The organism is Parageobacillus toebii NBRC 107807 (assembly GCF_003688615.2).
In the GTDB taxonomy this organism is placed as follows: Bacteria; Bacillota; Bacilli; order Bacillales; family Anoxybacillaceae; genus Parageobacillus_B; species Parageobacillus_B toebii.
In genome coordinates this window covers 3,237,873-3,260,177 of the sequence record NZ_CP049703.1, presented here as the reverse complement: position 1 = coordinate 3,260,177, position 22,305 = coordinate 3,237,873, and the positions used below count along the sequence as shown (strand labels likewise).

Sequence of the window (22,305 nt, the reverse complement as noted above, 5' to 3'; positions counted from 1 at the left end):
GTAAGAGAATATCTCTTTCATAAAGTATGCGAAAAAATGGGAAATGTTTTTCGTTTACGGTCTAAGTTGCAGCCTTGTGCAAAAATCAGATATAATGATGAATCGAGTTATTCGGATTTGGTCGTTAAATTGAAGCAGAAGGGAGTAGTGGCGAATGAAGGAAACGTTATTTGAGAGATTTTCATTTCAGCCATTTATTATTGAAGCGATTAAGGCGCTTCGTTTTTATAAACCAACAGAAATTCAGGAGCGCATCATTCCGAGCATTCTTCGCGGCGAAAGTGTGATTGGTCAGTCACAAACAGGAACAGGAAAGACTCACGCCTATTTATTGCCGATCATTGAAAAAATTGACCCGGATCACGAGGCGGTACAAGCGGTTATTACCGCACCGACGCGGGAGCTTGCAACGCAAATTTACCATGAAATTTTAAAAATTATAAAATTTTGTCCGAGTGATAGACAAATTACGGCACGTTGCTTTATTGGAGGAACAGATAAGCAAAAAGCGATCGAAAAATTGAAAACACAGCCCCATATCGTAGTTGGAACTCCAGGAAGAATTAACGACCTCATTCGCGAACAAGCACTGAATGTTTGGACAGCAACTACACTTGTCGTTGACGAAGCAGACTTAATGTTAGATATGGGATTTATTGTCGATGTCGATCAAATTGCAGCACGCATGCCAAAAGAACTGCAAATGCTCGTCTTTTCTGCGACAATCCCGGAAAAGTTAAAACCATTTTTGAAAAAATATATGGAAAATCCAAAATATGTTCATGTTGCACCAAAGCAAGTCACAGCGGAAAAAATTGAGCATGTTCTTGTGCCGCTTCGCAGCCGTGATAAAGCGAAGCTGCTGCACGAAATGTTAGTTGCGTATAATCCGTATTTAGCAATTGTATTTACCAATACAAAAAAAATGGCGGATGAAGTGGCAGATAGGCTGATCGAAAAAGGGATGAAAGTCGGGATTTTACACGGTGATCTAACTCCGCGCGAACGTAAAAAAATGATGAGGCAAATTCGCGATTTGGAGTTTCAATATATTGTTGCTACCGATCTAGCTGCCCGCGGCATTGATATTGAAGGAGTAAGCCATGTCATTAACTACGAACTGCCAAAAGATTTACAGTTTTACATTCATCGTGTCGGCCGCACTGCGCGCGCTGGTTACACAGGAATTGCGACGACGATTTATGAACCATCGGATCAAGATGCAATAACCAAATTAGAAAAAATGGGAATTGAGTTTCTTCATCGCGATCTTATCCGTGGAGAATGGGTAGATTTGCCGTCTTGGAATCGGCGAAGCAAGCGGGCCAAGCAAGACGGGGAAATAGAGCAGCTTCTTGCGAAAATGAAAAAATCGAAACAAATCAAGCCAGGTTATAAGAAAAAGTTGCTTGCCGAAATAGAAAAACAAAAAAAGCGGTTGCGGCGTTTAAAGAAACAATAACATGTTAAACAGGAAAGGGAGAAGAGAAATGTTAAAAATTGGATCACATGTGTCAATGAGCGGAAAAAAGATGCTGCTTGCAGCAAGTGAGGAAGCTGTTTCCTACGGAGCAAATACGTTTATGATTTACACGGGGGCTCCGCAAAATACACGGCGTAAAAAAATTGAGGAGCTGAATATTGAAGCAGGGCTTGCCCATATGAAAGAGCATGGCATTGAAGAAATTGTTGTACACGCTCCATATATCATTAATATCGGCAACACAAAAAATCCGGACACGTTTGCTCTTGGTGTAGAATTTTTGCGATCTGAAATCGAACGGACCGAGGCGATTGGCGCAAAACAAATTGTTCTTCATCCTGGAGCGCATGTCGGGGCAGGCCCGGAAGCAGGAATCCGCAAAATTATTGAGGGGTTAAATGAAGTATTAACGCGTGAACAAACGGTGCAAATCGCATTAGAAACAATGGCGGGAAAAGGTTCGGAATGCGGCCGCAGCTTTGAGGAACTCGCCCAAATTATTGATGGTGTCACCCATAACGAAAAATTGTCGGTTTGCTTTGATACGTGCCATACGCATGATGCCGGTTATAACATCGTCGATGATTTTGATGGGGTATTGGAAGAATTTGATCGAATTATCGGGTTAGACCGGCTTAAAGTGCTCCATATTAACGATAGCAAAAATCCGCGCGGAAGCCGGAAAGACCGCCACGAAAACATCGGTTTTGGACATATCGGTTTTGCCGCATTAAACTATATCGTTCATCATCCACAGCTTGCCGACATTCCGAAAATTTTAGAAACACCGTATGTCGGAGAGGATAAAAACAATAAAAAACCGCCATATAAGCACGAAATTGCCATGTTGCGCGCGCAAATATTTGATGAAGAGTTGTTGACAAAAATTATGAATGATGAATAAAAAGGGCAAAAGTCAGATGCCCTTTTTATTGATAAATTTTAAAAATAGTTCATTTGCTTTTTTAGCGGTTTGCGGTGATGTAATTTTGGCAAGTTCTTTCACCCATTTTTTTCGTTCTTGTGGATCAAAAACATTAATTTTATTCGTTCGGGCGATATGGAGAATTTTTTTCGCTTGTTCCACCGTTAATGGAATGTCGTAATCATGACTATATGAAACAAGCTCCTCGGGGGTGATCGTTTTTATTTTTTGCTGAATGAGCTGTTGATAAAGGTTCATTTTCGACTCCTCCTCTTCCATAGGCATCATATGAAATGAAGAGCCTAAACGTGTATGCTATAATGAAACAAAAACAAAAAAGGAAGGGTGTTTTTTGGCACAGAAACAACATAAAAAGGAGGCTCTCAGCCATATTTTTTCTTTATTTTTTTGGGAGCTTCCCTTGCGTCATTTTCGATCGAGCAGCTTTTAATCCCAAACCGAATTATTGATGGTCGGGTTATCGGGAGTTCGCTTATTTTAGATTATTTAATTCCAGATTAAATCGGCGATTCATTAACATTTACAAATGCCGTTCGATCGGTTATACTACGTTCGTAGTTAAATCGTAATTATTCTGAATTAGCAGGGGAGAACAGAATGAAAACAGAATATGTGTTGAAAATCGAACATGTCTCATTTCGGTACGAAAGAGAGAACGTGTTGGAAGATATCAATTTGGCCGTGCCTAAAGGTGCGTTTTTAGGGATCGTCGGTCCGAATGGATCAGGGAAATCGACGCTTTTAAAATGCGTATTAGGCGTATTAAAACCGCAGCAAGGCAATATTTATTTGTTTGGGACGCCAATCGAGTCGTTTAAAGATTGGCACCGCATCGGCTTTGTATCACAAAAGGCAAACAGCTTTAATACCGGATTCCCTGCCACTGTGTACGAAGTTGTCGCAAGCGGATTAACGGCTAAACGCGGAATGTTTCGCTTTTTTACAAAAAAAGATAGACAGGCGGTATTGGAGGCAATTGAAGCGGTTGGGATGAGCGATTTTTCCCGCCAAAACATCGGAGAATTATCCGGCGGGCAACAGCAGCGTGTATTTATTGCCCGGGCGATTGTCAGCAAACCTGAATTGCTTATTTTAGATGAGCCGACTGTTGGTGTTGATATTCATCACGTACAAAGTTTTTACAACATGCTTGATGTGCTAAACCGGCGCCTTGGCATTACGCTTGTACTCGTCACGCATGATATTGGAACCATTACCAAAAAAGTGACGCATGTTGCATGTCTAAATAAACATTTATATTTTCATGGGAAAGCCGAAGAATTTGAGAAGCTCGAGGAGCAGGCATTGTCGCAATTTTACGGGCATTCACTTCATGTGCTTTCTCATCAACATTGATGGAGGAATGGCACGATGATTGAAGCAATATGGCAATACGAATTTTTACGCAACGCGTTTATAGCTGGAATATTAATCGGCTTGGCTGCTCCGCTCCTCGGTGTATTTATTGTTGTCCGTCGTCTGTCGTTAATTGCCGATGCGCTCAGCCATGTGACGCTTGCCGGTATTGCGGCAAGTTTGCTGTTGGGCAAAAGCTTTGCTTATTTTACAAACTGGAATCCGCTTTATGTGGGAATGGGGTTTTCCGTTTTAGGTTCACTGTTTATTGAAAAATTGCGAGCAATATATAAACATTATCAAGAATTAGCGATTCCGATCATTCTTTCTGGTGGAATTGGTCTTAGTGTAATTTTTATTTCACTTGCCGATGGATTTAATACGGATTTATTTTCCTATTTGTTTGGCAGTGTAAGTGCAGTGAGCCGTCAAGACGTATGGACGGTATTTATTATTGCTTGTGTTGTCATTGGCATTATTTTATTGTTATATAAAGAATTATTTCTCCTTTCATTTGATGAAGAGTATGCGGCGATCTCTGGCATTCGTGCGAAGCTTATTCATTTTATATTTATCGTTTTAGTAGCGCTCGTGATTGCTGCATCAATGCGGATTGTCGGCGTATTGCTTATTTCTTCGTTAATGACGCTTCCTGTGGCGGCGAGCATTCGGATTGCAAAAGGATTTAAGCAGGCGATTGGTTATTCGATTTTGTTTGGTGAATTATCTGTTATTGCTGGTTTGCTGCTGTCATATCAGCTTGATTTGGCGCCTGGTGGAACGATCGTTATGCTTGCCGTTTTCATTTTGCTTATCGTAATCATGTGGAAAAATTGGAAAAGGGGATGAGGAGCGATGAATGTTGAGGAAGCAATTCGCTTAATGAAAAAAAAGGGATTTAAACACACTGGCAAGCGGGAAGATATGCTGCAGCTATTTGCTAACACCGATAAATATTTAACTGCCAAAGATGTATTAGAAGCATTACGGGACGATTATCCGGGATTAAGTTTTGATACGATTTATCGCAATTTATCGCTATTTGTAGGACTTGGTATTTTGGAAATGACCGAGTTATCAGGAGAAAAACACTTCCGTTTTACATGCAGCGCGCCTCATCATCACCATCATTTTATTTGTATAGAATGTGGAAAAACAAAAGAAATTTCGGTTTGCCCGATGGACGATTTAACAGGGCAATTGCATGGATATGAAATATCCGATCATAAATTTGAAATATATGGGAAGTGCCCGGAATGCCAAAGGGATATCTCAACATAAAAGGAGATATCCCTTTGGTCATTTATAGAAGCCGTTCAATATGTTGCTTTGCTTCCAACCAGTCTTTGACGCGAATCACTTGCTTAGGAAGGGGGCCTTGATTATACGGCGTATCAAATAAAATGACGGGAATATTGCATTCTTCGGCAATATCGCAGGCATTGTCGTATTTGTCTTCGAAAAAGGCGGAAATATGATATGTTTTTACCGCTTCAATTTTGTCGTGTGAACCAATTAATTCAATATGATGATAATGAATGCCGTTTATTTGAAACCATCGTTCAGTCAGATCATATAAATGTCTGCCTCGGGCGCTTATATAAAATAATTCATATTTGTTTTTCCAGCTATTGATGACTTCAAGCGCATGTTCCGCCAGCGGAGCACATTCGTAAATCATTGCCTCGTATTTTTCCATCCATCGATCCATTTCTTCTTCCGTTGTATCATACAGTGGAGCTAAATTATATTGGGTAATGTCATTCAGTGTTAAATTTTTCTGAAAAGATTGGTTCAAATATGGAATAAAAGTACTCGGACAAGTAACCGTCCCATCAATATCAATACCAAGCCGCTTTTTCATATTTATTTTTGCACTCCTTTAATCCAAACATCCATGTATATTGTAGCACCATTAGGACAAGTATGCATTATTTTGTGTTCATGATCCGTTGTACAGAAGTAAAGCTCACAGTAATTGTCAGAAAAGATATGGATGGCGATTTGGGACAAATCCAATGCTTCCTATTCGCTTTTTGCCATAGAAAATATTCACATTTATAATTTCGCATAACCGTCTCATACTAATTAATGCTCCTTAATTAAGGAAAGCGAGGGAAGCACATGGTTGAAGATCGCAACCGCACGTATAACGAAAGCTACGTGCAATCAATAGGAAAAGAAGAACCAGAACGTGATTTTATGGAAGAAACGGCGACAGAAATAGCAGAACCAGTTCGCCGTTATGATGAACGGGACGAAAAAGCAGCAAATGGAGCAGGATTAGGCTGGTTAGCGCTTGCTCTTTCGATTATTTCCTTATTTATTTGGCCTGTCTTATTAGGAGCAACAGGCATTATTGTCGGCTTTATCGCACGCCGGCGTGGTGCGGAAACGCTAGGTGCATGGGCCATCGGTATTGGGGTTGTAGCGATTATCGTCCGTCTGTTCATCATGCCGTTTTATGATTAATGTAAAAAGCTTGGCGCATGAAGCGTCAAGCTTTTTGTTTTGCGAAGTATTCTTCCGCTAATTTGTCGACTTCTTTTTTCAATTCTTCAACCATCTTTTCTTCTGGAACTTTACGGACGATTTTGCCATGACGGAATAGCAAGCCTTCGCCGCGTGCTCCGGCGATGCCAATATCCGCTTCGCGCGCCTCGCCAGGCCCGTTGACGGCGCACCCGAGCACCGCGACTTTAATTGGTGCTTTAATTTTTGAAATATATTCTTCAATCTCGTTAGCGATGCTGATTAAATCAATTTCAATGCGTCCGCACGTTGGGCAGGAAATTAATGTAGCCGCATTGGACGCTAATCCGAACGCCTTTAATATTTCTTTTGCGACTTTTACTTCTTCGACCGGGTCGGCGCTAAGCGATACGCGAATTGTATTGCCGATTCCTTTGCTTAAAATGGCACCGAGCCCAGCCGCGCTTTTTACCGTTCCGGCAAAAAGCGTACCCGACTCAGTAATACCAAGATGAAGCGGATAATCAAACGCCTGTGCGGCTTTTTCATATGCTTCAATCGCCAAGCGAACATCGGACGCTTTTAACGAAACGATAATATCGTGGAAATCAAGTTCTTCTAAAATGCGAATATGGTATAACGCGCTTTCGACCATGCCGTCAGCGGTAGGATAGCCATATTTTTCCAAAATCCGTTTTTCCAACGATCCGGCATTGACGCCAATGCGAATCGGCACACCGCGTTCTTTTGCTGCTTTTACGACCGCTTCTACTTTTTCACGGCGTCCAATATTTCCAGGATTGATGCGAATTTTGTCTACTCCGCCTTCAATTGCTTTCAGCGCTAACTTATAGTCAAAATGAATATCCGCCACCAGCGGAATGTTAATGCGCTTTTTAATTTCTGGAATGGCGTTGGCCGCTCGCTCGTCTGGACAAGCAACGCGGACGATTTGGCATCCCGCTTCCTCAAGCCGCTTTATTTGGGCGACTGTTGCTTCTACATCATGTGTTTTTGTTGTTGTCATGCTTTGAATAATAACCTCGTTATTTCCGCCAATTGTTAAATTGCCAACGCGAACAGGACGAGTTTTTGAACGATGAATAATTTCACCCACGAGAAATTCGCTCCTTTAAGAAACAAGTTCATGCCGCTTTCTGAACTATTGTAACAATGTTTATCGTCACTTGACAAGAAATTCGCAGCTTAACGTTTGTATACCGGTATTTTATATTTTTTTCCAATTTGTAATGTTTGTGCTTTTTCACCTGGATTTAATGCTTCAAAATCGGTGATCGCCTTGTCAATAGGAACGGGAATCGACCCGTTTTGCAGCTTTTCCATAATGGACAATAGCGTATCTCCCGGTTTGACGGCTACCATTTGATACGGGATATGAACGTTTGTTTTTGCGTCTGCAGTATGTTCCGGGGGTGCTGTTGCTTTCGTTGAAGCGATCAATGTCCCTGTTGTTACATCGTAATAAATGATATAGATGGCGAGACATAGGACGAAGGCGCTGATTGCTTTTTTCACCTATTATTCCTCCAATGAACGTTGTTAGTAACTATGTATGCTCGTCCCGAAAAAAATATGTAAAATATGCTTGTCTTCTTTACGTAAACTTAACATTTGCTTAATAAAGGCATAAAACTCGTTCGTTACAATGAACATGTACATGGGCAACAGAAAATAATTGGGAGGGTCAATCGATGATGCGGAAAAAACCAATCAGATTCGGAATTGCTGCATTGTTAATAACGGGGATGCTTGCGGGGTGCGGAAAATCGGATAACACAACAGGGGAAAATTCCGGAAACACAGAAACAAAGCAAGAAGAATCGTATTCTGGAACGATTACGTTAGCTGGATCAACCGCTCTTCAACCGCTTGCTGAAGAAGCAGCAAATCAATTTATGGAAAAATACCCTGATGTTTCGATTACTGTACAAGGGGGAGGAAGCGGAACAGGCGTTAACCAAGTTGCTGCTGGTGCTGTACAAATCGGAAACTCGGATGTTCCATCTGCAGAAAAGCTGGAAGATAAATCAAAAGCTGGAGAGCTTATCGATCATAAAGTAGCAGGAATTGCTTTTGCCCTTGTAGTGAATAAAGATGTCAATGTTGATTCTTTAACAGTACAACAAATTCAAGATATTTTCTCTGGAAAAATTACAAACTGGAAAGATGTTGGCGGAAAAGACGAAAAAATTAACGTCATTAATCGTCCTGCTTCTTCTGGAACACGTGCTACTTTTGAAAAAACGGTGATGAAAGACGTAAAAATAAACGAAGCGATTGGAACTGTTCAAGATTCCAATGGCGCGGTCGAACAAGCGATTAACTCAACGCCGGGATCGATTAGTTATGTTGCGATGTCCTACTTAATCGGTGAAAAGAAAGATTTAAAAACGTTAAAAATCGATGGTGTAGAACCAACGATCGAAAATATCAAAACGGAAAAGTATCCTTTCTGGTCTTATGAATACATGATTACAAAAGGCGAGCCGAAAGATGCAGTGCGCGGATTTATCGAATACGTGAAAAGCAAAGAATTTGCTCCGAAAGTAAAAGAAATGGGCTACATTCCTATGCCTGAATTAGAGTAATTCCATTAAAGGCTGGCTACATCGTTTAGCCAGTCTTGTGCTTCATGAGGTGATGGAAGAATGAAAGAGAAAAGAAAGCTCAATTATTGGAAAAACGAATATATAGGAAGGATCCTAGTAACTTTTTGTGGTCTCTTGATCGTTATTACTACTCTTTCTATTATTGCGTTTATTTGTGGCAAAGGAATCCAGTCATTTACGGAAAGCGGAATTTCTCTGAAGGAAATGCTGTTCTCGACAGAGTGGAGGCCAAGTGATTCGCAGCCGAAATATGGAGCCGTTATTTTTATCGTCGGGTCAACGCTTGTATCGATTGGAGCGGTGTTGTTAAGCATGCCGATTGCGATCGCTCTTGCTATTTTCATGCATTTTATTTCTCCAAAATTCGGTTCGTCCGTATTAAAACCAGTATTGGAGCTGCTTGTCGGCATTCCGTCCGTCGTTTACGGTTGGTTAGGTGTTACGATTCTTGTTCCGCTTCTTCGTGAATGGTTTGGCGGCGTGGGATTTAGTTTGTTAGCTGGAATTATCGTATTAAGTGTAATGATTTTACCGACGATCACAAGCATCACGTCAGATGCGCTGAACAGTGTTCCGTTTTCTTACTTGGAAGCGTCATACGGACTTGGTTCAACGAGATGGCAGGCGATTAGCCGAGTCATCGTTCCCGCAGCAAAAACGGGAATTTTAACTGGCATCGTCCTTGGGTTAGCGAGAGCGTTCGGCGAAGCATTAGCGGTGCAAATGGTGATCGGAAACACGGTGAAACTTCCTTCAGGATTATATAGCCCAACAGCGACATTAACCGGAATTTTAACGATGGATATGGCTAATACGATAAACGGTACTGCTTGGAACAATGCGTTGTGGACATTGGCGATGATTTTGCTGCTTATTTCCTTTTTCTTTATTGTGCTTATACGAATGATCGGACAAAGAGGGGAACGATAATATGAGATCGAGAGTGGTCGATAAAATTTGGACGGGCATATTTTATGTGATTGCTGCTTTCGTCATTAGTTTGCTTATCTTCTTTTTTGTGACGGTTTTGTCAAAAGGCTGGGGATTTTGGCAGCCAGATTTTCTGTTTGGAAAACCAAGCAATACGCAAGCAGGTGGAGGAGTTGGTCCTCAGCTTATTAACTCGCTTTATATGCTTGTTATTACGTTATTGATTTCTGTTCCATTAGGATTAGGAGCGGGAATTTATTTGGCGGAATATGCCAAACAAGGAAGAATGCTTAATTTTATTCGGTTGTGCATCGAAACGATGGCATCTCTCCCATCGATTGTCGTTGGATTGTTTGGATTATTGGCGTTTGTGACGCTAACAGGATGGGGCTACACGTTAATTGGCGGCGCGTTGGCGATTACCATATTAAACTTGCCAGGATTGACGCGTATATGTGAGAATGCGATTTTAGATGTTCCCTCGAGCATAAAGGAAGCTAGTCTTGGGTTAGGAGCGACGCGGTGGCAAACGTTAGTGAAAGTAATTCTTCCGGCTGCGCTTCCGCAAATCATGACAGGGGTCATTTTAGCAGCGGGGCGAATTTTTGGCGAGGCAGCCGCATTAATTTATACCGCAGGATTAACGACACCGTTATTAAACTTTGCTGCCGATTTATCGAGCAAAGCACACCCATTGAATGTTTTTCGGCCGGCAGAAACGTTAACCGTACACATTTGGAAATTAAATTCAGAGGGAATTGTTCCAGATGCGAAAATAATTGCGGCGAAATCCGCAGCGATACTTGTTATTATGGTTCTTTTGTTTAATATTACCGCTCGTTTTGCCTCCGCTGCATTGCAACGCTATTTTTCGGGGAGTCGCCGAACCAAAAAAAAGATGAGTAACGCTGCATAAAAAGGCCACTATCGTTGCCGATAGCGGCCTATTCGTTTTGCGGTTTTGCGGAAGGAACTTCTTTCATTGCCAAAAATAGCACGGCAATCGAGACGAACCAATGAATAAATGGAGCATATGGCACAACTGTTTGCAGCGCCTCCATAACCGTGAAAAACACTGTTGATAAAGTAACGGCATATGCTGACATAATCCAAGTATGGCGATATTGTAGTTTTTTATCAAGAGTGCTGCGCAAAATTAATCCGAAGAAGGCGAGAATACAGATGCCAATAAATTTGCTCGCGCTTGCGAATAAATAAATAATAAGAAGCGACAACGGAATGAAAACAGGCAGCAGTGACTGCATGGTTTCGATAAAGGAATGGACATCTTCGTCTGTTATTTTTATATCTGGAAACGTAGAATAGCTATAATATTGTGGTTGATGATTGGCGACTAATACAGCTTCGTGTTTTAAAAGCCCGATGGCGTTGCTAAAGCGCTCTACGTCTTCTTTTGTTACTTGGCCGGTGCTGTCAAAAATAATGGTAAAGCCGTGCTGATCAATATGAATGGGCTCTTTTGCAGAAGAATGCAATTGACCGTTTTCAATCGTAAACGAAGGGAGTTCATTTTGTAAAAGAGCGCTTGTATTACGAATTCCTTCGACAAAAGAAGTGGTTAAGTAATAGGCCATCGGCAGGATTGAAAGAAAGGTTAACAAAAATACATATCCAATGGTTTTTCCAATTCCTTGAAAGCGAAAACGTGCGATATCTTTCGGGGAATATAAACTTTTCCATAGCTGCACAAACATATTCATCCTTGACACATCCTTCCTGTCCTCCATTGTTCATTGTATATTGTGCGCGTTGATAATTCAACTAAAGACGCACGTATAAAAAATCTCCCTAGGAACGTTTCTGTTCCTAGGAGTTACAAGCAAATAAATTGAAACATTGTGGCAATTTTGGTAAGCTAATTTTAAACGAACGCACAGTGGTTATACTATATTTTGCGTTCGGATACATAAAAACAAAAAGGAGGAGTTAATATGGCTTTCGAATTACCGCAATTGCCTTATGCTTATGATGCGTTAGAGCCACACATTGACAAGGAAACAATGAACATTCACCACACAAAACACCATAACACTTATGTCACAAACTTAAATGCTGCTTTAGAAGGACATGCGGACTTACAAAACAAATCGATTGAGGAACTGCTCAGCAATTTGGAAGCACTTCCAGAAAGCATTCGCACAGCAGTTCGCAATAATGGCGGCGGACATGCTAACCACTCTCTATTCTGGACGATTCTTTCGCCAAACGGCGGCGGTGAGCCAACAGGCGAACTAGCAGATGCGATTAACAAAAAATTTGGCAGCTTTGCTGCGTTTAAAGAAGAATTTACAAAAGCGGCTACAACTCGCTTCGGTTCTGGTTGGGCTTGGCTTGTTGTCAACAACGGTGAGCTTGAAGTGACAAGCACTCCAAACCAAGACTCTCCATTAATGGAAGGAAAAACTCCAATTCTTGGTTTAGACGTTTGGGAGCATGCATATTACTTAAAATATCAAAACCGTCGTCCAGAATACATTGCCGCATTCTGGAACATTGTCAACTGGGACGAAGTAGCAAGACGCTACAGCGAAGCAAAAGCGAAATAATGAGCTGCTGAAGCGTACGGACTGGGCTAAAAGTAGAGGATGCTTTTAGCCCGGTTTTTTTTGTTTTTGCAAGGGATAAGTGCTTTTTCCGTCCCCGATGCATAGAACAACGAAAATTTGCAACACTACCCTTTAGACGAAAAAGGGGAGTTTATCATGGCAATCATCAAAAAAATTACTGGTCAAGAACAAATTACTCGGGACTTAGTGTTGCTGCTGTGCATCGGCGGTTTTTATGCATTGAGTGTTGCGCTTTCCAATACGTTTGTCAATGTGTATTTATGGAAACAGTCTGGAGAGTTTCGTGATTTAGCGCTATACAATTTGTCCGTTGTTACATTGCAGCCGCTGACGTTTATTTTCGCTGGAAAATTGGCCAAAAAAGTGGACCGCATTATTGTATTGCGTTTAGGCGTATCGTTTTTGGCGATTTTTTTTATTACCGTGTTGCTTGCCGGAAGTCGCGCCCATAACTACTTGATCGTGCTGGGTGCGCTTTTAGGTATCGGCTATGGATTTTATTGGCTTGCTTTTAATGTATTGACATTTGAAATTACCGAACCGGAAACTCGCGATTTTTTTAACGGGTTTTTCGGGATTCTTACTTCTATGGCTGGAATGATTGGCCCGATCGTTGCGGGATATATTATTTCTTCATTGGCAAATACGAAAGGATATACGTTTATCTTTTCTATTTCACTTGGATTGTTTGTTATTGCTGTCATTTGCAGTTTTTTTCTCAAACGACGCCCCGCGAAAGGAAATTATTTATTTCTTCGCATTTTAAAAGAACGGCGTTATAATAAAAATTGGCGGTTGATTACGAACGCTCATTTTTTCCAAGGGTTGCGCGAAGGAACGTTTATGTTCGTTATTTCCGTATTAGTGTATATCACTTCGAAAAGTGAGATGGCATTAGGAAAATTTGGCTTCGTGAACTCGCTGACATCATTTATTGCCTACTATATTGTTTCCAGGTTGATGAAACGGAAATATCGAAAAAAAGCGATTTTATGTGGCGGCTTATTGTTATATGGGGCTGTTTTTCTTATCGTTTTTCATGTCTCCTATCCGCGCTTGATCTTATATGCGATTGCGATTGCCATCGCTTATCCTCTATTGCTCGTTCCGTATTCGTCATTGACGTTTGATGTGATAGGGAGAAGCTGGAAATCGGCAGAAATGCGAATTGAGTATATCGTTGTCCGCGAGTTGTTTTTAAACGGCGGGCGTATCGTATCCATTCTCGCTTTTTTAGCTGCGATTACATTGTTTGACGAAAGAACAGGAATATCGATTTTAATGTTAATACTTGGCGCAGGGCATTTCATCATTTATTTATTTGTACGACATATTCATTTAGATGGCAGAGGAACGAATGAAGAAAGGCATCCGTTTATTTCACCAAAGTTGGCGAATGAAGAAGGGGGCTCTCCAGCGTAGGCAGCCCTCTTTTCCCATGGTTTTTTTCTAGAAAAGTTGCCATCTTTCTTTTACAATAAAAAGTAAGTGCTAAAAGAAGAGGAGGAGGCTAGTTGAAAAAGAAAAAAAGAGCACAAGTGCCGTTTCGATTGAACATACTTTTTTTTGTTGTGTTTTTGCTGTTTTCGGCACTTATTTTACGGCTTGGTGTCGTACAAATCGTTTATGGGGAATATTACCGGAAAGAGGCAGAGCGTACGGAGGATGAAATTGTCAGCACCCCAGTGCCACGCGGAAAAATTTACGACCGTTTTCATCGCGTCATTGTGGATAATATTCCGAGAAATGCCATTACATATACGCGTTCCAAAACGACGAAACCGGAAGATACGCTCGAAGTTGCACGCAAATTGGCTAAATATATCAACAAACCAGTTGACAAAGTTACGGAACGTGATATGAAAGATTATTGGATTTTAACACGAAAAGAAAAAGCAGAGAAAAAAGTAAGTAAAAAAGAACGAGAACGATTAGAAAAACAAGGATTGTCACAAAAAGAAATCGATAAAAAAATATATGAGCTCACATTAAAACGAATTACACCAGATGATTTGCGCGAGATTACAAAAAAAGAATTAGAAATTATCGCAATCAAACATGAGATGGACAGCGGATATGCGCTAACTCCGCAAATGGTGAAGAATGAGGGCGTAACGAATAGAGAGTACGCTGTTGTCAGCGAACACCTCGAGGAGCTTCCAGGGGTAAATACCACGGTTGACTGGAAACGACATTATGTGTATGGCAATACGTTTCGTTCTGTACTAGGCAATGTGACGAAAGATGATGAGGGAGTTCCGCGCGAACGGCTCGACTATTTTTTGGCGCGTGACTACAGCCGCAATGAACGCGTTGGGAAAAGCTACCTTGAAGCGCAATTTGAAGGTGTATTGCACGGCAAAAAGGCAAAAATCAAAAATGTCGTCGACAAGTCCGGCAATGTGACTTCGATAGAGCAAATATATGACGGAGAGCGCGGGAAGGATCTTGTACTGACGATCGACATCGAACTTCAGAAGCAAGTGGAAAAAATCATTGAAGAAGAAATCATGGCTACAAAGCGAAAGGGAAATTCCCCTTTGCTTGATCGGGCGTTTGTGGTGATGATGGACCCGAAAACGGGAGAAGTTTTATCCATGGCTGGAAAGCTGCTTGCAAAGGATGAAAGCGGAAAAAGGCAATTTGTTGATTTTGCTATTGGCAACATCACCTCGGCTTATGCCATGGGATCGGCAGTAAAGGGTGCGACGGTGCTGACGGGCTTTCAAACAGGAGTATTGCGTCCAAATACTTACATCCATGACGAACCATTATATATCAAAGGCACGCCCGTTAAAAAATCGTGGCAGACGATGGGGACGATCAATGAGTTGACCGCGCTGCAGCGTTCCTCGAACGTATATATGTTTAAAACGGTGATCGCCATCGGCGGCGGGAAGTATCGTCCACACCGGTCATTAAGCATTAATCCTGAAGCGTTCACGACCATTCGCAAGTATTTTAGCCAATTCGGGCTAGGAATGAAGACAGGAATTGATTTGCCAAATGAGCTTAGCGGTTTTCAGGGAAAAGAAACGAGAGCCGGGTTATTGCTAGACCTTTCCATTGGCCAATACGATATGTACACCCCGCTGCAAATGGCGCAATATGTATCAACGATTGCCAACGGCGGCTATCGGATGAAGCCGCAAATTGTTAAAGAGATTCGCAAGCCGACGGATAACGCAAAGGAATTGGGGCCGATTGTCCAACACTTTGAACCGGTTGTATTGAACCGGATCGATATGAAGACGGAGTATATTAAACGGGTGCAGGAAGGATTCCGCCGGGTGATGCAGGAGCCGAAAGGAACAGCGTATGCGTTTTTTGCCGATGCACCATATAAGCCGGCCGGAAAAACAGGAACAGCGGAAGCTTTCTATGACGGACCGATCCAAAGCAGACGAAATGATCCAACATATAATTTGACATTAGTCGGATATGCTCCTTATAACGATCCGGAAGTTGCATTTGCTGTTGTCGTTCCTTGGGCGACGCAAGGACAGAGCGACGGCATTAACAATAGAATCGGAAGACGAATCTTAGATACGTATTTTAAGCTAAAGGCTGAGAGAGCAAAAGGAAATGTTGCAAACAATACGACAAGCGGAGATATAGAGACAAACACGGGCGAAAATGAATAACAACAATGAATAGGAAAAGAAGGCACTGTTTCGTATGGTGCCTTCTTTTTTTAAATTTTCCTTAACAAAAGCTTAACATTTAATTAAAATGCCGTTAATAGTTCCGGTGTATCCTAAGTTTAGAGGTTTAGTGAAAATAAGTGAGCGATAGAAACGTTTTTAGTGAAAACGATAGTGAATTAAAGGCGGGTTTTACCTTTTTATAGCAAAATAAAAGGGGAGACATTTATGGGTGTAACAGTAATAATGGAACGGCCTCATATGAATATAAGAGAAACCGCGAAAAAGGAGATGGTATATCATACAAACCAACTAAACGTATGGTACGGAGAGCATCACGCTTTAAAAAGTATTAACTTATCTTTTTATGAAAACGAAATTACGGCAATTATCGGTCCATCTGGTTGCGGCAAATCCACTTACATTAAAACGTTAAACCGAATGATTGAATTATCGCCAAATGTCCGCATTACTGGGGAAATCAGCTATCGCGGCCGCAATATTTTTGATCGTTCTTACCATGTTGAAGAATTGCGCGCGAGCGTCGGAATGGTTTTCCAAAAACCAAACCCGTTCCCTAAATCCATTTATGATAATGTTGCTTACGGTCCACGCATTCATGGAATACGAAATAAAAGCGTGTTAGACGACATTGTCGAGAAAAGTTTACGTGCCGCAGCGCTTTGGGATGAAGTAAAAGATCGCCTTCATGAGCATGCGCATATGCTTTCGGGAGGACAGCAACAACGGCTATGCATCGCTCGCTGTTTAGCGGTTGAGCCGGATGTTATTTTGATGGATGAGCCTACTTCCGCATTGGACCCAGTGTCAACGGCGAAAATTGAAGAATTGATGCAACAGCTGAAAGAAAACTATAGCATTATTATCGTTACTCATAATATGCAGCAAGCGGCGCGTATTTCGGATAAAACGGCATTTTTCCTAAACGGGGAAGTCATCGAATTTGGAGATACGCACCAATTGTTTTCGAATCCGAGAGATAAACGAACAGAAGATTATATTACAGGACGATTTGGATAAAAATCGAAAATGGGGTTATTCCCTTGTTTTAGGGAGTAACCCCATTTTTATTTGGATTTGTTCGTGATTAGATCGCCTATTTCTTCGTAACTCATACCGCTATGTACTTTGTAAGTGCCGGCGCGAACGTAGCGAGTCAGCCCATGTGTTTCTAAATAGGTTACAAATGCGTTAGCATCGGAAATAATATGAGCATCTTCTAACTTTTGTGCGAAGTCGTTTGGCACTTCGCCTTTTTGAATCGTAAGAAAGTAAACATATATGGTTTTGGATGAAGGTGGATGGTCGGAAACAGAAGCAGGATTATCCTGTTTAGCTGCTTCTTTTAACCTTTTATATTCTGATTCACTGATTGCAATCAGCCCTTCTTTTTTCAGTGCGTCATGAAGTTTTGTCGCTGTCAATGTGTCGAATTCCATGTAGTAAGCAGCGCCGATTACGGAAGTGGCAAATAACATTCCAAGAGCAATCGCGCGTATTGTCTGCTTCGTCATCATCGTGCCAGTCCCCTTAAAATCATGCGCACTTCTTCTGTTGTAAGGGCGGTTTCGCGGGCGATTTGTTCATAAGAAAGACCTTGCTTATAGAGCGTAAATACACGATTTTTGGTTAAAGTGGATCGATCGCTGTCATGAGCCGAAGCGATATGCGTCGGATTTTCATGATGAATTAACAATTCTTCTTCTAATACTTGCAATCGTTTTTTCAATTGATATGATTCTTGTGCGAATGATAGTGTAAGATGATCAAGCTGTTCTTCCATTTGTTTTATATTGTCTTTTGCGAGAAAAGAAATAAAAAAAAGAAAAATAGAGAAGACGATAAGGCCTATCATGATGTATTCCATTATGCTCATCACCCCATTTCACTATATCATAGGTTTGTTTTTTCGATAAATACTTAATTGATAATTTGTAAAAAGCGTAAATTAGATGTGGAAATCGACATAAAAAAATGCTATCATAGAAAAGTCTGATTATAAGTTATTATAGTTTGGAGGGAAGAAACATGCGTGTTAACGTTACACTAGCTTGCACAGAATGCGGTGAACGTAACTATATTACATCGAAAAATAAACGCAATAATCCTGACCGTCTCGAATTAAAAAAATATTGCCCAAGATGCAAAAAGGCGGTACCTCATCGTGAAACGAAGTAAGCAGTAGGAAATTGATTCCTGCTGCTTTTTGTCTTTTTCTGTTTCATTTACTAGGCGGATGGATGCCGGTGAAGGAGGAAAAGGAGATGGAGGAAAAGAAGCAAATTCGCAAGATGATAAAAGCAAAATTGCAACAATTAACCGATGAAGAAAAACAAGCATATGATAAACAAATCGCGGATAGATTGTATAGGCTTCCGTTATGGAAAAGCGCAAAAACAATCGGCATTACTATTTCCAAGGAAAAAGAAGTGGACACAAAACCAATTATTGAACGAGCATGGCGTGAAGGCAAAACGGTGGGCGTACCGAAATGCGATCCGGCAACAAAAACGATGGTGTTTCGGAAAATTCAATCTTTTTCTCAATTGGAGTCTGCTTATTTTGGCCTGTGGGAGCCGATTGAAAAGATCACGGACGAAGTCGAAGGAAATGATATGGATATAATGGTCGTTCCTGGAATATGTTTTTCAAAAAAATGGCTATCGCATTGGATATGGAGGGGGGTATTATGACCGCTATTTGCGGCATGTATCCGTTCCAACGATTTCATTAGCTTATTCATTTCAAGTGATGGACTCTCTTCCTGTAGAAGAACATGACATCCCTGTTCAATTGATTATTACAAACGAAGGAGTTATAAGATGTAATGAATGAATGGTTATACGTATTTGCTTCCGCTATTGTGGCGATTGGCGGCTATTTTATTCGTTCCCTTTCCATTTCCGGAGCAATAGCAGCAGTGCTTGTTGGAACAATCGTTGGAAAAGGGTTTTCCTGGAAAGGAATGATATTATTAGGTATATTTTTCGTTAGTTCTAGCATCTGGAGTAAGATTGGCAAAAAGAGAAAACAGCAACTGATGGAGAAAGTAGAAAAAGGAGAATGTCGCGACTATATACAAGTATTTGCAAACGGGGGAGTTCCCGCACTGATCAGTTTTCTTTCCATTTTGAATCCATCGCCGCTTTGGCTTAACCTCTTTATTATTTCCATCGCCGCTGCAAACGCGGATACGTGGGCATCGGAAATCGGCAGTTTAAGCCGGCAAGCTCCGAGGTTATTGCCGAATTTCAAAAAAGCGGAAGTCGGAACATCGGGCGCGGTAACGTTATTAGGTACGATTGCCGCTTTTTTGGGAGCTGCTTTTATCGGCTTTGCAAGTGCTTTTCAATGGGACAACATTTCCATTATGACGGTAGCGTTTTTTGGATGGCTCGGCAGTTTTTTTGATACATTGTTCGGCGCGGCTTGGCAGACTGTTTATCGCTGTCCGGTATGCGGTCTCGAAACAGAACGAAAGGAACATTGCGGGCAAAAAACCGTGCACATAAAAGGGAGCCGCTTTGTAAACAATGATGTTGTAAATGTTTTATCGATTGCATGTTCTACGATTATTTATGTTTTTGTTATTTATCTTGGCAAATGATCAAAAACGGTCCATTTTATGGCCCGTTTTTTGCTATTTTATAGTGATTTCATAATTTACAAGCGAATGGGAAAAAACAATAAAGAGGAATTTTTGTAAGGAAGGAGAAAGAGAATATGAACAAATTTGTTTATTTCGTGTTGATGTTTATAGGTAGTATAGTGGTGTATCGCTGCCGCTACCGGATTGTGAACACTATATTGCGTGTTCGCCTTTTACAACAATGGCTTGTACGCTTTGCAATGAATATCCCGCTTGTCCGCAATACAATCATTTCTCAAGTATTTCGATAAGTGTGGTACAATGAAACAGTGGGATGTTTTAATCTCAAGACATATTGGCTATGAGCGGACATTTCGTGCTGCCATTTCCCATTGTTTTGCGATATTTTTTCGAAACGAAGTCATAGTTTCGTGCATTCCAATGGTTTTGTAGCCAAAAGGAATTATAGGGAGTTTGATTTTGTGGAACGAAGGGAGAGGGGACTTTGAATGGAAAAATGGAATTATTATTTTGGCAGCTTGTTTATTTTTTTATAAAACAGCGTTATCGTATAATTCAGCTGTCCAATCATTCACATGAAATTTGGCTGGAGTCGCTTGAAAATAAACACGTTCCTATTGTTCGGGTTGTGCGTTATGACATCGATTGGAGCCAATGGTTGAAGCGGGATATGGAATATGCTTGGCGCATTGCCGAACAAATTCAAAAACGGCGGATAAGAAGATTCAGGGAAATTGTCAATATTTATGTTTCCACATACCCTCCTGTTGACGATTGGGAGTTTCTTATCGAGAAGCCGCTGCCGCTTTCACAAAAGCGAAATGCTGTTTTTCGAACATTTCTTATTCATTCCGGAAACGTAAATATGTCATTGCAACAGTTAACGGAAATTGTCCAAACACCTATTGTCCTTCCGACAGTAGTGAATGATATTGATCCATTTTTTGAAGCGGAGCGGCTGAAGCAGGATATTTTACGGGAAGCGAGAGAACAGCATGAAAGAGAAAGACGATTGTTTGAATACGGGAAGCCTGTTTTTACATATATTTTTATCGCATTGCAAGTGCTCGTCTTTCTGTTAATGGAATGGAGTGGAGGCAGCACGAATCCGGCGGTTTTGATCCAATATGGCGCAAAATTTAATCCCCTTATTCAAGAAGGGGAGTGGTGGCGCTTTTTTACACCGATTTTTTTGCACATTGGCTTTTTGCATTTATTGATGAATACGTTCGCCCTTTACTATTTGGGTATGACGGTCGAACGTCTTTACGGATCGTGGCGCTTTTTCTTTATCTATCTTATTGCGGGGTTTTTTGGGACGCTGGGCAGTTTTTTATTTACTACTTCTCTTTCCGCAGGAGCATCAGGCGCCATTTTTGGTTTATTCGGAGCGCTTCTTTATTTTGGCACTGTATATCGGCATCTATTTTTCCAAACGATCGGAACCAATATTATCGGTTTGATTATTATCAACCTGTTATTTGGGATAATGGTGCCTGGAATTGATAATGCCGGGCATATTGGCGGATTAATTGGCGGATTTCTCGCTTCGGGTATTGTCCATTTGCCAAACCATCTTGATTGGAAGCGGCAAGTGCGAACATTGCTAGTGACGGTGAGCGCTGCCGCCTTAGGTTTATATATCGGATTCTAACTGGAAATTTGCTGGATCAGCTGAATTTTTTCTCCATCTTTTGTCTCAGTGAGAACCATTAAGTGGGAATAATCTTTGCTTATTAAAATAAGCGGTATTGTACTGCCGATTGGCGAGAGGATGGATCCATCCTCTTTTTTTATGCCGAGAAAATAAGATTTATATATTCCTTCCCAAAGTTTCCCAAGTATTTCTTGCGTTTTTTCCATAGAAAGGTCAGGCAAAGGTTGTTCATTGTAAATAATTAAATCAGGCAAATAGAATGAATAATATTGTTGGCTGTTTATAGAGAAGTGAGATAAGAGCGATTGTGCTTTCTGCTGAAGAAATTCGTTTGTCGTTTTGTTTAATACTTTTTGCCACTCTTTTTCATCCCTTGTTGTTGCACGGTGAAAGGAAGCAAGCGGGCTGTACGGAGAATCGATCACGTACAAGTAATCGCTTGTCATTGTTTGGCTGCTTGTTATTGCATTTCCTTCATGAAGTTCTCCATGGTGAAAAGAAATCGTTTGAAAAAGATGGCTATCTTTTGCTGTCACTTTTTTTTCCTGCACTAATGTTTGGACATTATTCTTCCATTTTGACAGACGATCAACAAGACGCCCATCTGCAAAAAGCAAGGAAATATCTTGACGCAAGTAAGCGTTCCGGTCTAATGAAGACGATGTTGACCAAAGCAATGAATACTTTCCTTCCCGTTTTCGCGGCTGCAATTGAAGCTTTGTTTTTGCATCATGAAACTTTACGTGCGGATTAATCGGGAAAAAGATGATCGTTTCTTTCGTTGGTCGATGGAAGGAAAATGGAAACAATGAAATAATGCATAAAAACGCTACTATAATCATTGTGATTGGAACTAATTTTCTCATAATAGCCCCCTACACGGACAAGTTTGTCACCAATATATGCACGTAAAGGGGAAAAGATGTATGAATTTGTTTTCCATTGTCCATGATGCGTTCAAGTTTTTT

26 protein-coding genes and 1 pseudogene are annotated in these 22,305 nt (G+C 41.0%); 19 read left to right on the top strand and 8 right to left on the bottom strand.

Going from position 1 to position 22,305, the window contains the following annotated elements:
• The first annotated feature begins 154 nt into the window (after positions 1 to 154).
• Together DER53_RS16825 and DER53_RS16820 are read left to right on the top strand one after the other, a co-directional pair.
• A complete protein-coding gene (locus tag DER53_RS16825) occupies positions 155 to 1,462 on the top strand; it encodes a DEAD/DEAH box helicase (RefSeq protein WP_062752934.1) in 1,308 nt (435 codons plus the stop codon).
• Positions 1,463 to 1,490: 28 nt separating this feature from the next.
• The gene (locus DER53_RS16820) at positions 1,491 to 2,387 is read left to right on the top strand and encodes a deoxyribonuclease IV (RefSeq protein WP_062678755.1); all 897 of its coding nucleotides are present in this window, start codon (positions 1,491 to 1,493) and stop codon (positions 2,385 to 2,387) included.
• A 12-nt stretch (positions 2,388 to 2,399) separates the two neighbouring features.
• Here DER53_RS16820 and DER53_RS16815 read toward each other — a convergent pair whose 3' ends face one another.
• Positions 2,400 to 2,666, bottom strand: coding sequence for a DUF2624 domain-containing protein (locus DER53_RS16815; protein WP_015864515.1), 267 nt, complete (start codon positions 2,664 to 2,666; stop codon positions 2,400 to 2,402).
• 150 nt (positions 2,667 to 2,816) lie between these two features.
• Here DER53_RS16815 and DER53_RS16810 point away from each other — a divergent pair, with 150 nt between their 5' ends.
• From DER53_RS16810 to zur, 4 genes are all read left to right on the top strand, one after another.
• Positions 2,817 to 2,930: a hypothetical protein gene (locus DER53_RS16810; RefSeq protein WP_373467249.1), complete on the top strand. Its 114-nt coding sequence runs from the start codon at positions 2,817 to 2,819 to the stop codon at positions 2,928 to 2,930.
• Positions 2,931 to 3,026: 96 nt separating this feature from the next.
• A complete protein-coding gene (locus tag DER53_RS16805) occupies positions 3,027 to 3,785 on the top strand; it encodes a metal ABC transporter ATP-binding protein (RefSeq protein WP_062752932.1) in 759 nt (252 codons plus the stop codon).
• A gap of 15 nt (positions 3,786 to 3,800) precedes the next feature.
• Positions 3,801 to 4,634, top strand: a complete 834-nt coding sequence (locus DER53_RS16800) for a metal ABC transporter permease (protein ID WP_015864513.1) — start codon at positions 3,801 to 3,803, stop codon at positions 4,632 to 4,634.
• A gap of 6 nt (positions 4,635 to 4,640) precedes the next feature.
• Positions 4,641 to 5,066, top strand: a complete 426-nt coding sequence (zur, locus tag DER53_RS16795) for a zinc uptake transcriptional repressor Zur (protein ID WP_062752930.1) — start codon at positions 4,641 to 4,643, stop codon at positions 5,064 to 5,066.
• Between the two features lie 22 nt (positions 5,067 to 5,088).
• Here the strand turns inward: zur and DER53_RS16790 are convergent, their stop codons facing one another.
• The gene (locus tag DER53_RS16790) at positions 5,089 to 5,649 is read right to left on the bottom strand and encodes a nucleotidase (RefSeq protein ID WP_015864511.1); all 561 of its coding nucleotides are present in this window, start codon (positions 5,647 to 5,649) and stop codon (positions 5,089 to 5,091) included.
• A gap of 260 nt (positions 5,650 to 5,909) precedes the next feature.
• Between DER53_RS16790 and DER53_RS16785 the strand changes: the two genes are divergently transcribed.
• The gene (locus DER53_RS16785) at positions 5,910 to 6,257 is read left to right on the top strand and encodes a membrane protein (protein ID WP_015864510.1); all 348 of its coding nucleotides are present in this window, start codon (positions 5,910 to 5,912) and stop codon (positions 6,255 to 6,257) included.
• A gap of 25 nt (positions 6,258 to 6,282) precedes the next feature.
• On the opposite strand, the gene ispG is transcribed toward DER53_RS16785, so the two are convergent.
• Both ispG and DER53_RS16775 read right to left on the bottom strand, forming a co-directional pair.
• Complete coding sequence (gene ispG / locus DER53_RS16780; protein ID WP_062752928.1) at positions 6,283 to 7,374, bottom strand: flavodoxin-dependent (E)-4-hydroxy-3-methylbut-2-enyl-diphosphate synthase; 1,092 nt, start codon at positions 7,372 to 7,374, stop codon at positions 6,283 to 6,285.
• A gap of 89 nt (positions 7,375 to 7,463) precedes the next feature.
• Positions 7,464 to 7,793: a LysM peptidoglycan-binding domain-containing protein gene (locus tag DER53_RS16775; protein ID WP_062752927.1), complete on the bottom strand. Its 330-nt coding sequence runs from the start codon at positions 7,791 to 7,793 to the stop codon at positions 7,464 to 7,466.
• 176 nt (positions 7,794 to 7,969) lie between these two features.
• On the opposite strand from DER53_RS16775, the gene DER53_RS16770 reads away from it, so the two are divergent.
• Genes DER53_RS16770 through pstA form a run of 3 tightly spaced genes read left to right on the top strand, consistent with a single transcriptional unit; the run spans position 7,970 to position 10,733 of the window.
• Positions 7,970 to 8,866, top strand: coding sequence for a phosphate ABC transporter substrate-binding protein PstS family protein (locus DER53_RS16770; RefSeq protein ID WP_015864507.1), 897 nt, complete (start codon positions 7,970 to 7,972; stop codon positions 8,864 to 8,866).
• 60 nt (positions 8,867 to 8,926) lie between these two features.
• Positions 8,927 to 9,817, top strand: a complete 891-nt coding sequence (gene pstC / locus DER53_RS16765; RefSeq protein ID WP_062752925.1) for a phosphate ABC transporter permease subunit PstC — start codon at positions 8,927 to 8,929, stop codon at positions 9,815 to 9,817.
• A gap of 1 nt (position 9,818) precedes the next feature.
• Entirely contained in the window at positions 9,819 to 10,733 is a 915-nt protein-coding gene (pstA, locus tag DER53_RS16760; protein ID WP_062752923.1) for a phosphate ABC transporter permease PstA, read from the top strand.
• Positions 10,734 to 10,761: 28 nt separating this feature from the next.
• On the opposite strand, the gene DER53_RS16755 is transcribed toward pstA, so the two are convergent.
• Positions 10,762 to 11,538 carry a DUF1189 domain-containing protein gene (locus DER53_RS16755; RefSeq protein ID WP_062752921.1) on the bottom strand — a complete coding sequence of 259 codons (777 nt, stop codon included), beginning with the start codon at positions 11,536 to 11,538 and terminating at the stop codon, positions 10,762 to 10,764.
• Positions 11,539 to 11,769: 231 nt separating this feature from the next.
• Here DER53_RS16755 and sodA point away from each other — a divergent pair, with 231 nt between their 5' ends.
• The 4 genes from sodA (at position 11,770) to pstB (ending at position 17,090) form a co-directional block, all read left to right on the top strand.
• Positions 11,770 to 12,384: a superoxide dismutase SodA gene (sodA, locus tag DER53_RS16750; protein ID WP_062752919.1), complete on the top strand. Its 615-nt coding sequence runs from the start codon at positions 11,770 to 11,772 to the stop codon at positions 12,382 to 12,384.
• A 156-nt stretch (positions 12,385 to 12,540) separates the two neighbouring features.
• A complete protein-coding gene (locus tag DER53_RS16745; protein WP_062752917.1) occupies positions 12,541 to 13,827 on the top strand; it encodes an MFS transporter in 1,287 nt (428 codons plus the stop codon).
• Positions 13,828 to 13,919: 92 nt separating this feature from the next.
• Positions 13,920 to 16,049, top strand: a complete 2,130-nt coding sequence (locus tag DER53_RS16740; protein WP_062752916.1) for a peptidoglycan D,D-transpeptidase FtsI family protein — start codon at positions 13,920 to 13,922, stop codon at positions 16,047 to 16,049.
• A gap of 228 nt (positions 16,050 to 16,277) precedes the next feature.
• Positions 16,278 to 17,090, top strand: coding sequence for a phosphate ABC transporter ATP-binding protein PstB (gene pstB, locus DER53_RS16735; protein ID WP_062752914.1), 813 nt, complete (start codon positions 16,278 to 16,280; stop codon positions 17,088 to 17,090).
• A gap of 47 nt (positions 17,091 to 17,137) precedes the next feature.
• On the opposite strand, the gene DER53_RS16730 is transcribed toward pstB, so the two are convergent.
• On the bottom strand, positions 17,138 to 17,587 hold the full coding sequence (locus tag DER53_RS16730; protein WP_015864499.1) for an endolytic transglycosylase MltG: 450 nt from the start codon (positions 17,585 to 17,587) through the stop codon (positions 17,138 to 17,140).
• A complete protein-coding gene (locus DER53_RS16725) occupies positions 17,584 to 17,937 on the bottom strand; it encodes a hypothetical protein (protein WP_373467248.1) in 354 nt (117 codons plus the stop codon). The genes DER53_RS16730 and DER53_RS16725 overlap by 4 nt, the downstream gene beginning before the upstream one ends.
• A 161-nt stretch (positions 17,938 to 18,098) precedes the next feature.
• Between DER53_RS16725 and rpmG the strand changes: the two genes are divergently transcribed.
• From rpmG to DER53_RS16700, 5 genes and pseudogenes are all read left to right on the top strand, one after another.
• Entirely contained in the window at positions 18,099 to 18,248 is a 150-nt protein-coding gene (rpmG, locus tag DER53_RS16720; RefSeq protein ID WP_015864497.1) for a 50S ribosomal protein L33, read from the top strand.
• 86 nt (positions 18,249 to 18,334) lie between these two features.
• A pseudogene (locus DER53_RS16715) lies at positions 18,335 to 18,905 on the top strand (5-formyltetrahydrofolate cyclo-ligase).
• Positions 18,898 to 19,677, top strand: a complete 780-nt coding sequence (locus tag DER53_RS16710) for a DUF92 domain-containing protein (RefSeq protein WP_062752910.1) — start codon at positions 18,898 to 18,900, stop codon at positions 19,675 to 19,677. Before DER53_RS16715 ends, DER53_RS16710 begins: the two are co-directional and overlap by 8 nt.
• Before the next feature lie 116 nt (positions 19,678 to 19,793).
• Positions 19,794 to 19,970: a hypothetical protein gene (locus DER53_RS16705; RefSeq protein ID WP_015864494.1), complete on the top strand. Its 177-nt coding sequence runs from the start codon at positions 19,794 to 19,796 to the stop codon at positions 19,968 to 19,970.
• A gap of 194 nt (positions 19,971 to 20,164) precedes the next feature.
• Positions 20,165 to 21,334 (top strand): rhomboid family intramembrane serine protease, encoded by a 1,170-nt coding sequence (locus tag DER53_RS16700; RefSeq protein ID WP_015864493.1) that lies wholly within the window; start codon positions 20,165 to 20,167, stop codon positions 21,332 to 21,334.
• On the opposite strand, the gene DER53_RS16695 is transcribed toward DER53_RS16700, so the two are convergent.
• Positions 21,331 to 22,203, bottom strand: coding sequence for a hypothetical protein (locus DER53_RS16695; protein ID WP_062752908.1), 873 nt, complete (start codon positions 22,201 to 22,203; stop codon positions 21,331 to 21,333). The two genes, DER53_RS16700 and DER53_RS16695, sit on opposite strands and share 4 nt — an antisense overlap.
• Positions 22,204 to 22,305: the final 102 nt, after the last annotated feature.

What these genes read in the sequence shown, in the direction of transcription:
- DER53_RS16820 (WP_062678755.1), top strand. Translation starts at nt 1,491, where the DNA reads ATGTTAAAAATTGGATCACATGTGTCAATGAGCGGAAAAAAGATGCTG.
- DER53_RS16825 (WP_062752934.1), top strand. Translation starts at nt 155, where the DNA reads ATGAAGGAAACGTTATTTGAGAGATTTTCATTTCAGCCATTTATTATT.
- DER53_RS16790 (WP_015864511.1), bottom strand. Translation starts at nt 5,649, where the DNA reads ATGAAAAAGCGGCTTGGTATTGATATTGATGGGACGGTTACTTGTCCG.
- pstA (WP_062752923.1), top strand. Translation starts at nt 9,819, where the DNA reads ATGAGATCGAGAGTGGTCGATAAAATTTGGACGGGCATATTTTATGTG.
- DER53_RS16730 (WP_015864499.1), bottom strand. Translation starts at nt 17,587, where the DNA reads ATGATGACGAAGCAGACAATACGCGCGATTGCTCTTGGAATGTTATTT.
- DER53_RS16705 (WP_015864494.1), top strand. Translation starts at nt 19,794, where the DNA reads ATGAACAAATTTGTTTATTTCGTGTTGATGTTTATAGGTAGTATAGTG.
- DER53_RS16755 (WP_062752921.1), bottom strand. Translation starts at nt 11,538, where the DNA reads ATGAATATGTTTGTGCAGCTATGGAAAAGTTTATATTCCCCGAAAGAT.
- sodA (WP_062752919.1), top strand. Translation starts at nt 11,770, where the DNA reads ATGGCTTTCGAATTACCGCAATTGCCTTATGCTTATGATGCGTTAGAG.
- pstB (WP_062752914.1), top strand. Translation starts at nt 16,278, where the DNA reads ATGGGTGTAACAGTAATAATGGAACGGCCTCATATGAATATAAGAGAA.
- rpmG (WP_015864497.1), top strand. Translation starts at nt 18,099, where the DNA reads ATGCGTGTTAACGTTACACTAGCTTGCACAGAATGCGGTGAACGTAAC.
- DER53_RS16710 (WP_062752910.1), top strand. Translation starts at nt 18,898, where the DNA reads ATGAATGAATGGTTATACGTATTTGCTTCCGCTATTGTGGCGATTGGC.
- DER53_RS16695 (WP_062752908.1), bottom strand. Translation starts at nt 22,203, where the DNA reads ATGAGAAAATTAGTTCCAATCACAATGATTATAGTAGCGTTTTTATGC.
- DER53_RS16725 (WP_373467248.1), bottom strand. Translation starts at nt 17,937, where the DNA reads ATGGAATACATCATGATAGGCCTTATCGTCTTCTCTATTTTTCTTTTT.
- DER53_RS16800 (WP_015864513.1), top strand. Translation starts at nt 3,801, where the DNA reads ATGATTGAAGCAATATGGCAATACGAATTTTTACGCAACGCGTTTATA.
- zur (WP_062752930.1), top strand. Translation starts at nt 4,641, where the DNA reads ATGAATGTTGAGGAAGCAATTCGCTTAATGAAAAAAAAGGGATTTAAA.
- pstC (WP_062752925.1), top strand. Translation starts at nt 8,927, where the DNA reads ATGAAAGAGAAAAGAAAGCTCAATTATTGGAAAAACGAATATATAGGA.
- DER53_RS16815 (WP_015864515.1), bottom strand. Translation starts at nt 2,666, where the DNA reads ATGAACCTTTATCAACAGCTCATTCAGCAAAAAATAAAAACGATCACC.
- DER53_RS16805 (WP_062752932.1), top strand. Translation starts at nt 3,027, where the DNA reads ATGAAAACAGAATATGTGTTGAAAATCGAACATGTCTCATTTCGGTAC.
- DER53_RS16745 (WP_062752917.1), top strand. Translation starts at nt 12,541, where the DNA reads ATGGCAATCATCAAAAAAATTACTGGTCAAGAACAAATTACTCGGGAC.
- DER53_RS16785 (WP_015864510.1), top strand. Translation starts at nt 5,910, where the DNA reads ATGGTTGAAGATCGCAACCGCACGTATAACGAAAGCTACGTGCAATCA.
- DER53_RS16770 (WP_015864507.1), top strand. Translation starts at nt 7,970, where the DNA reads ATGATGCGGAAAAAACCAATCAGATTCGGAATTGCTGCATTGTTAATA.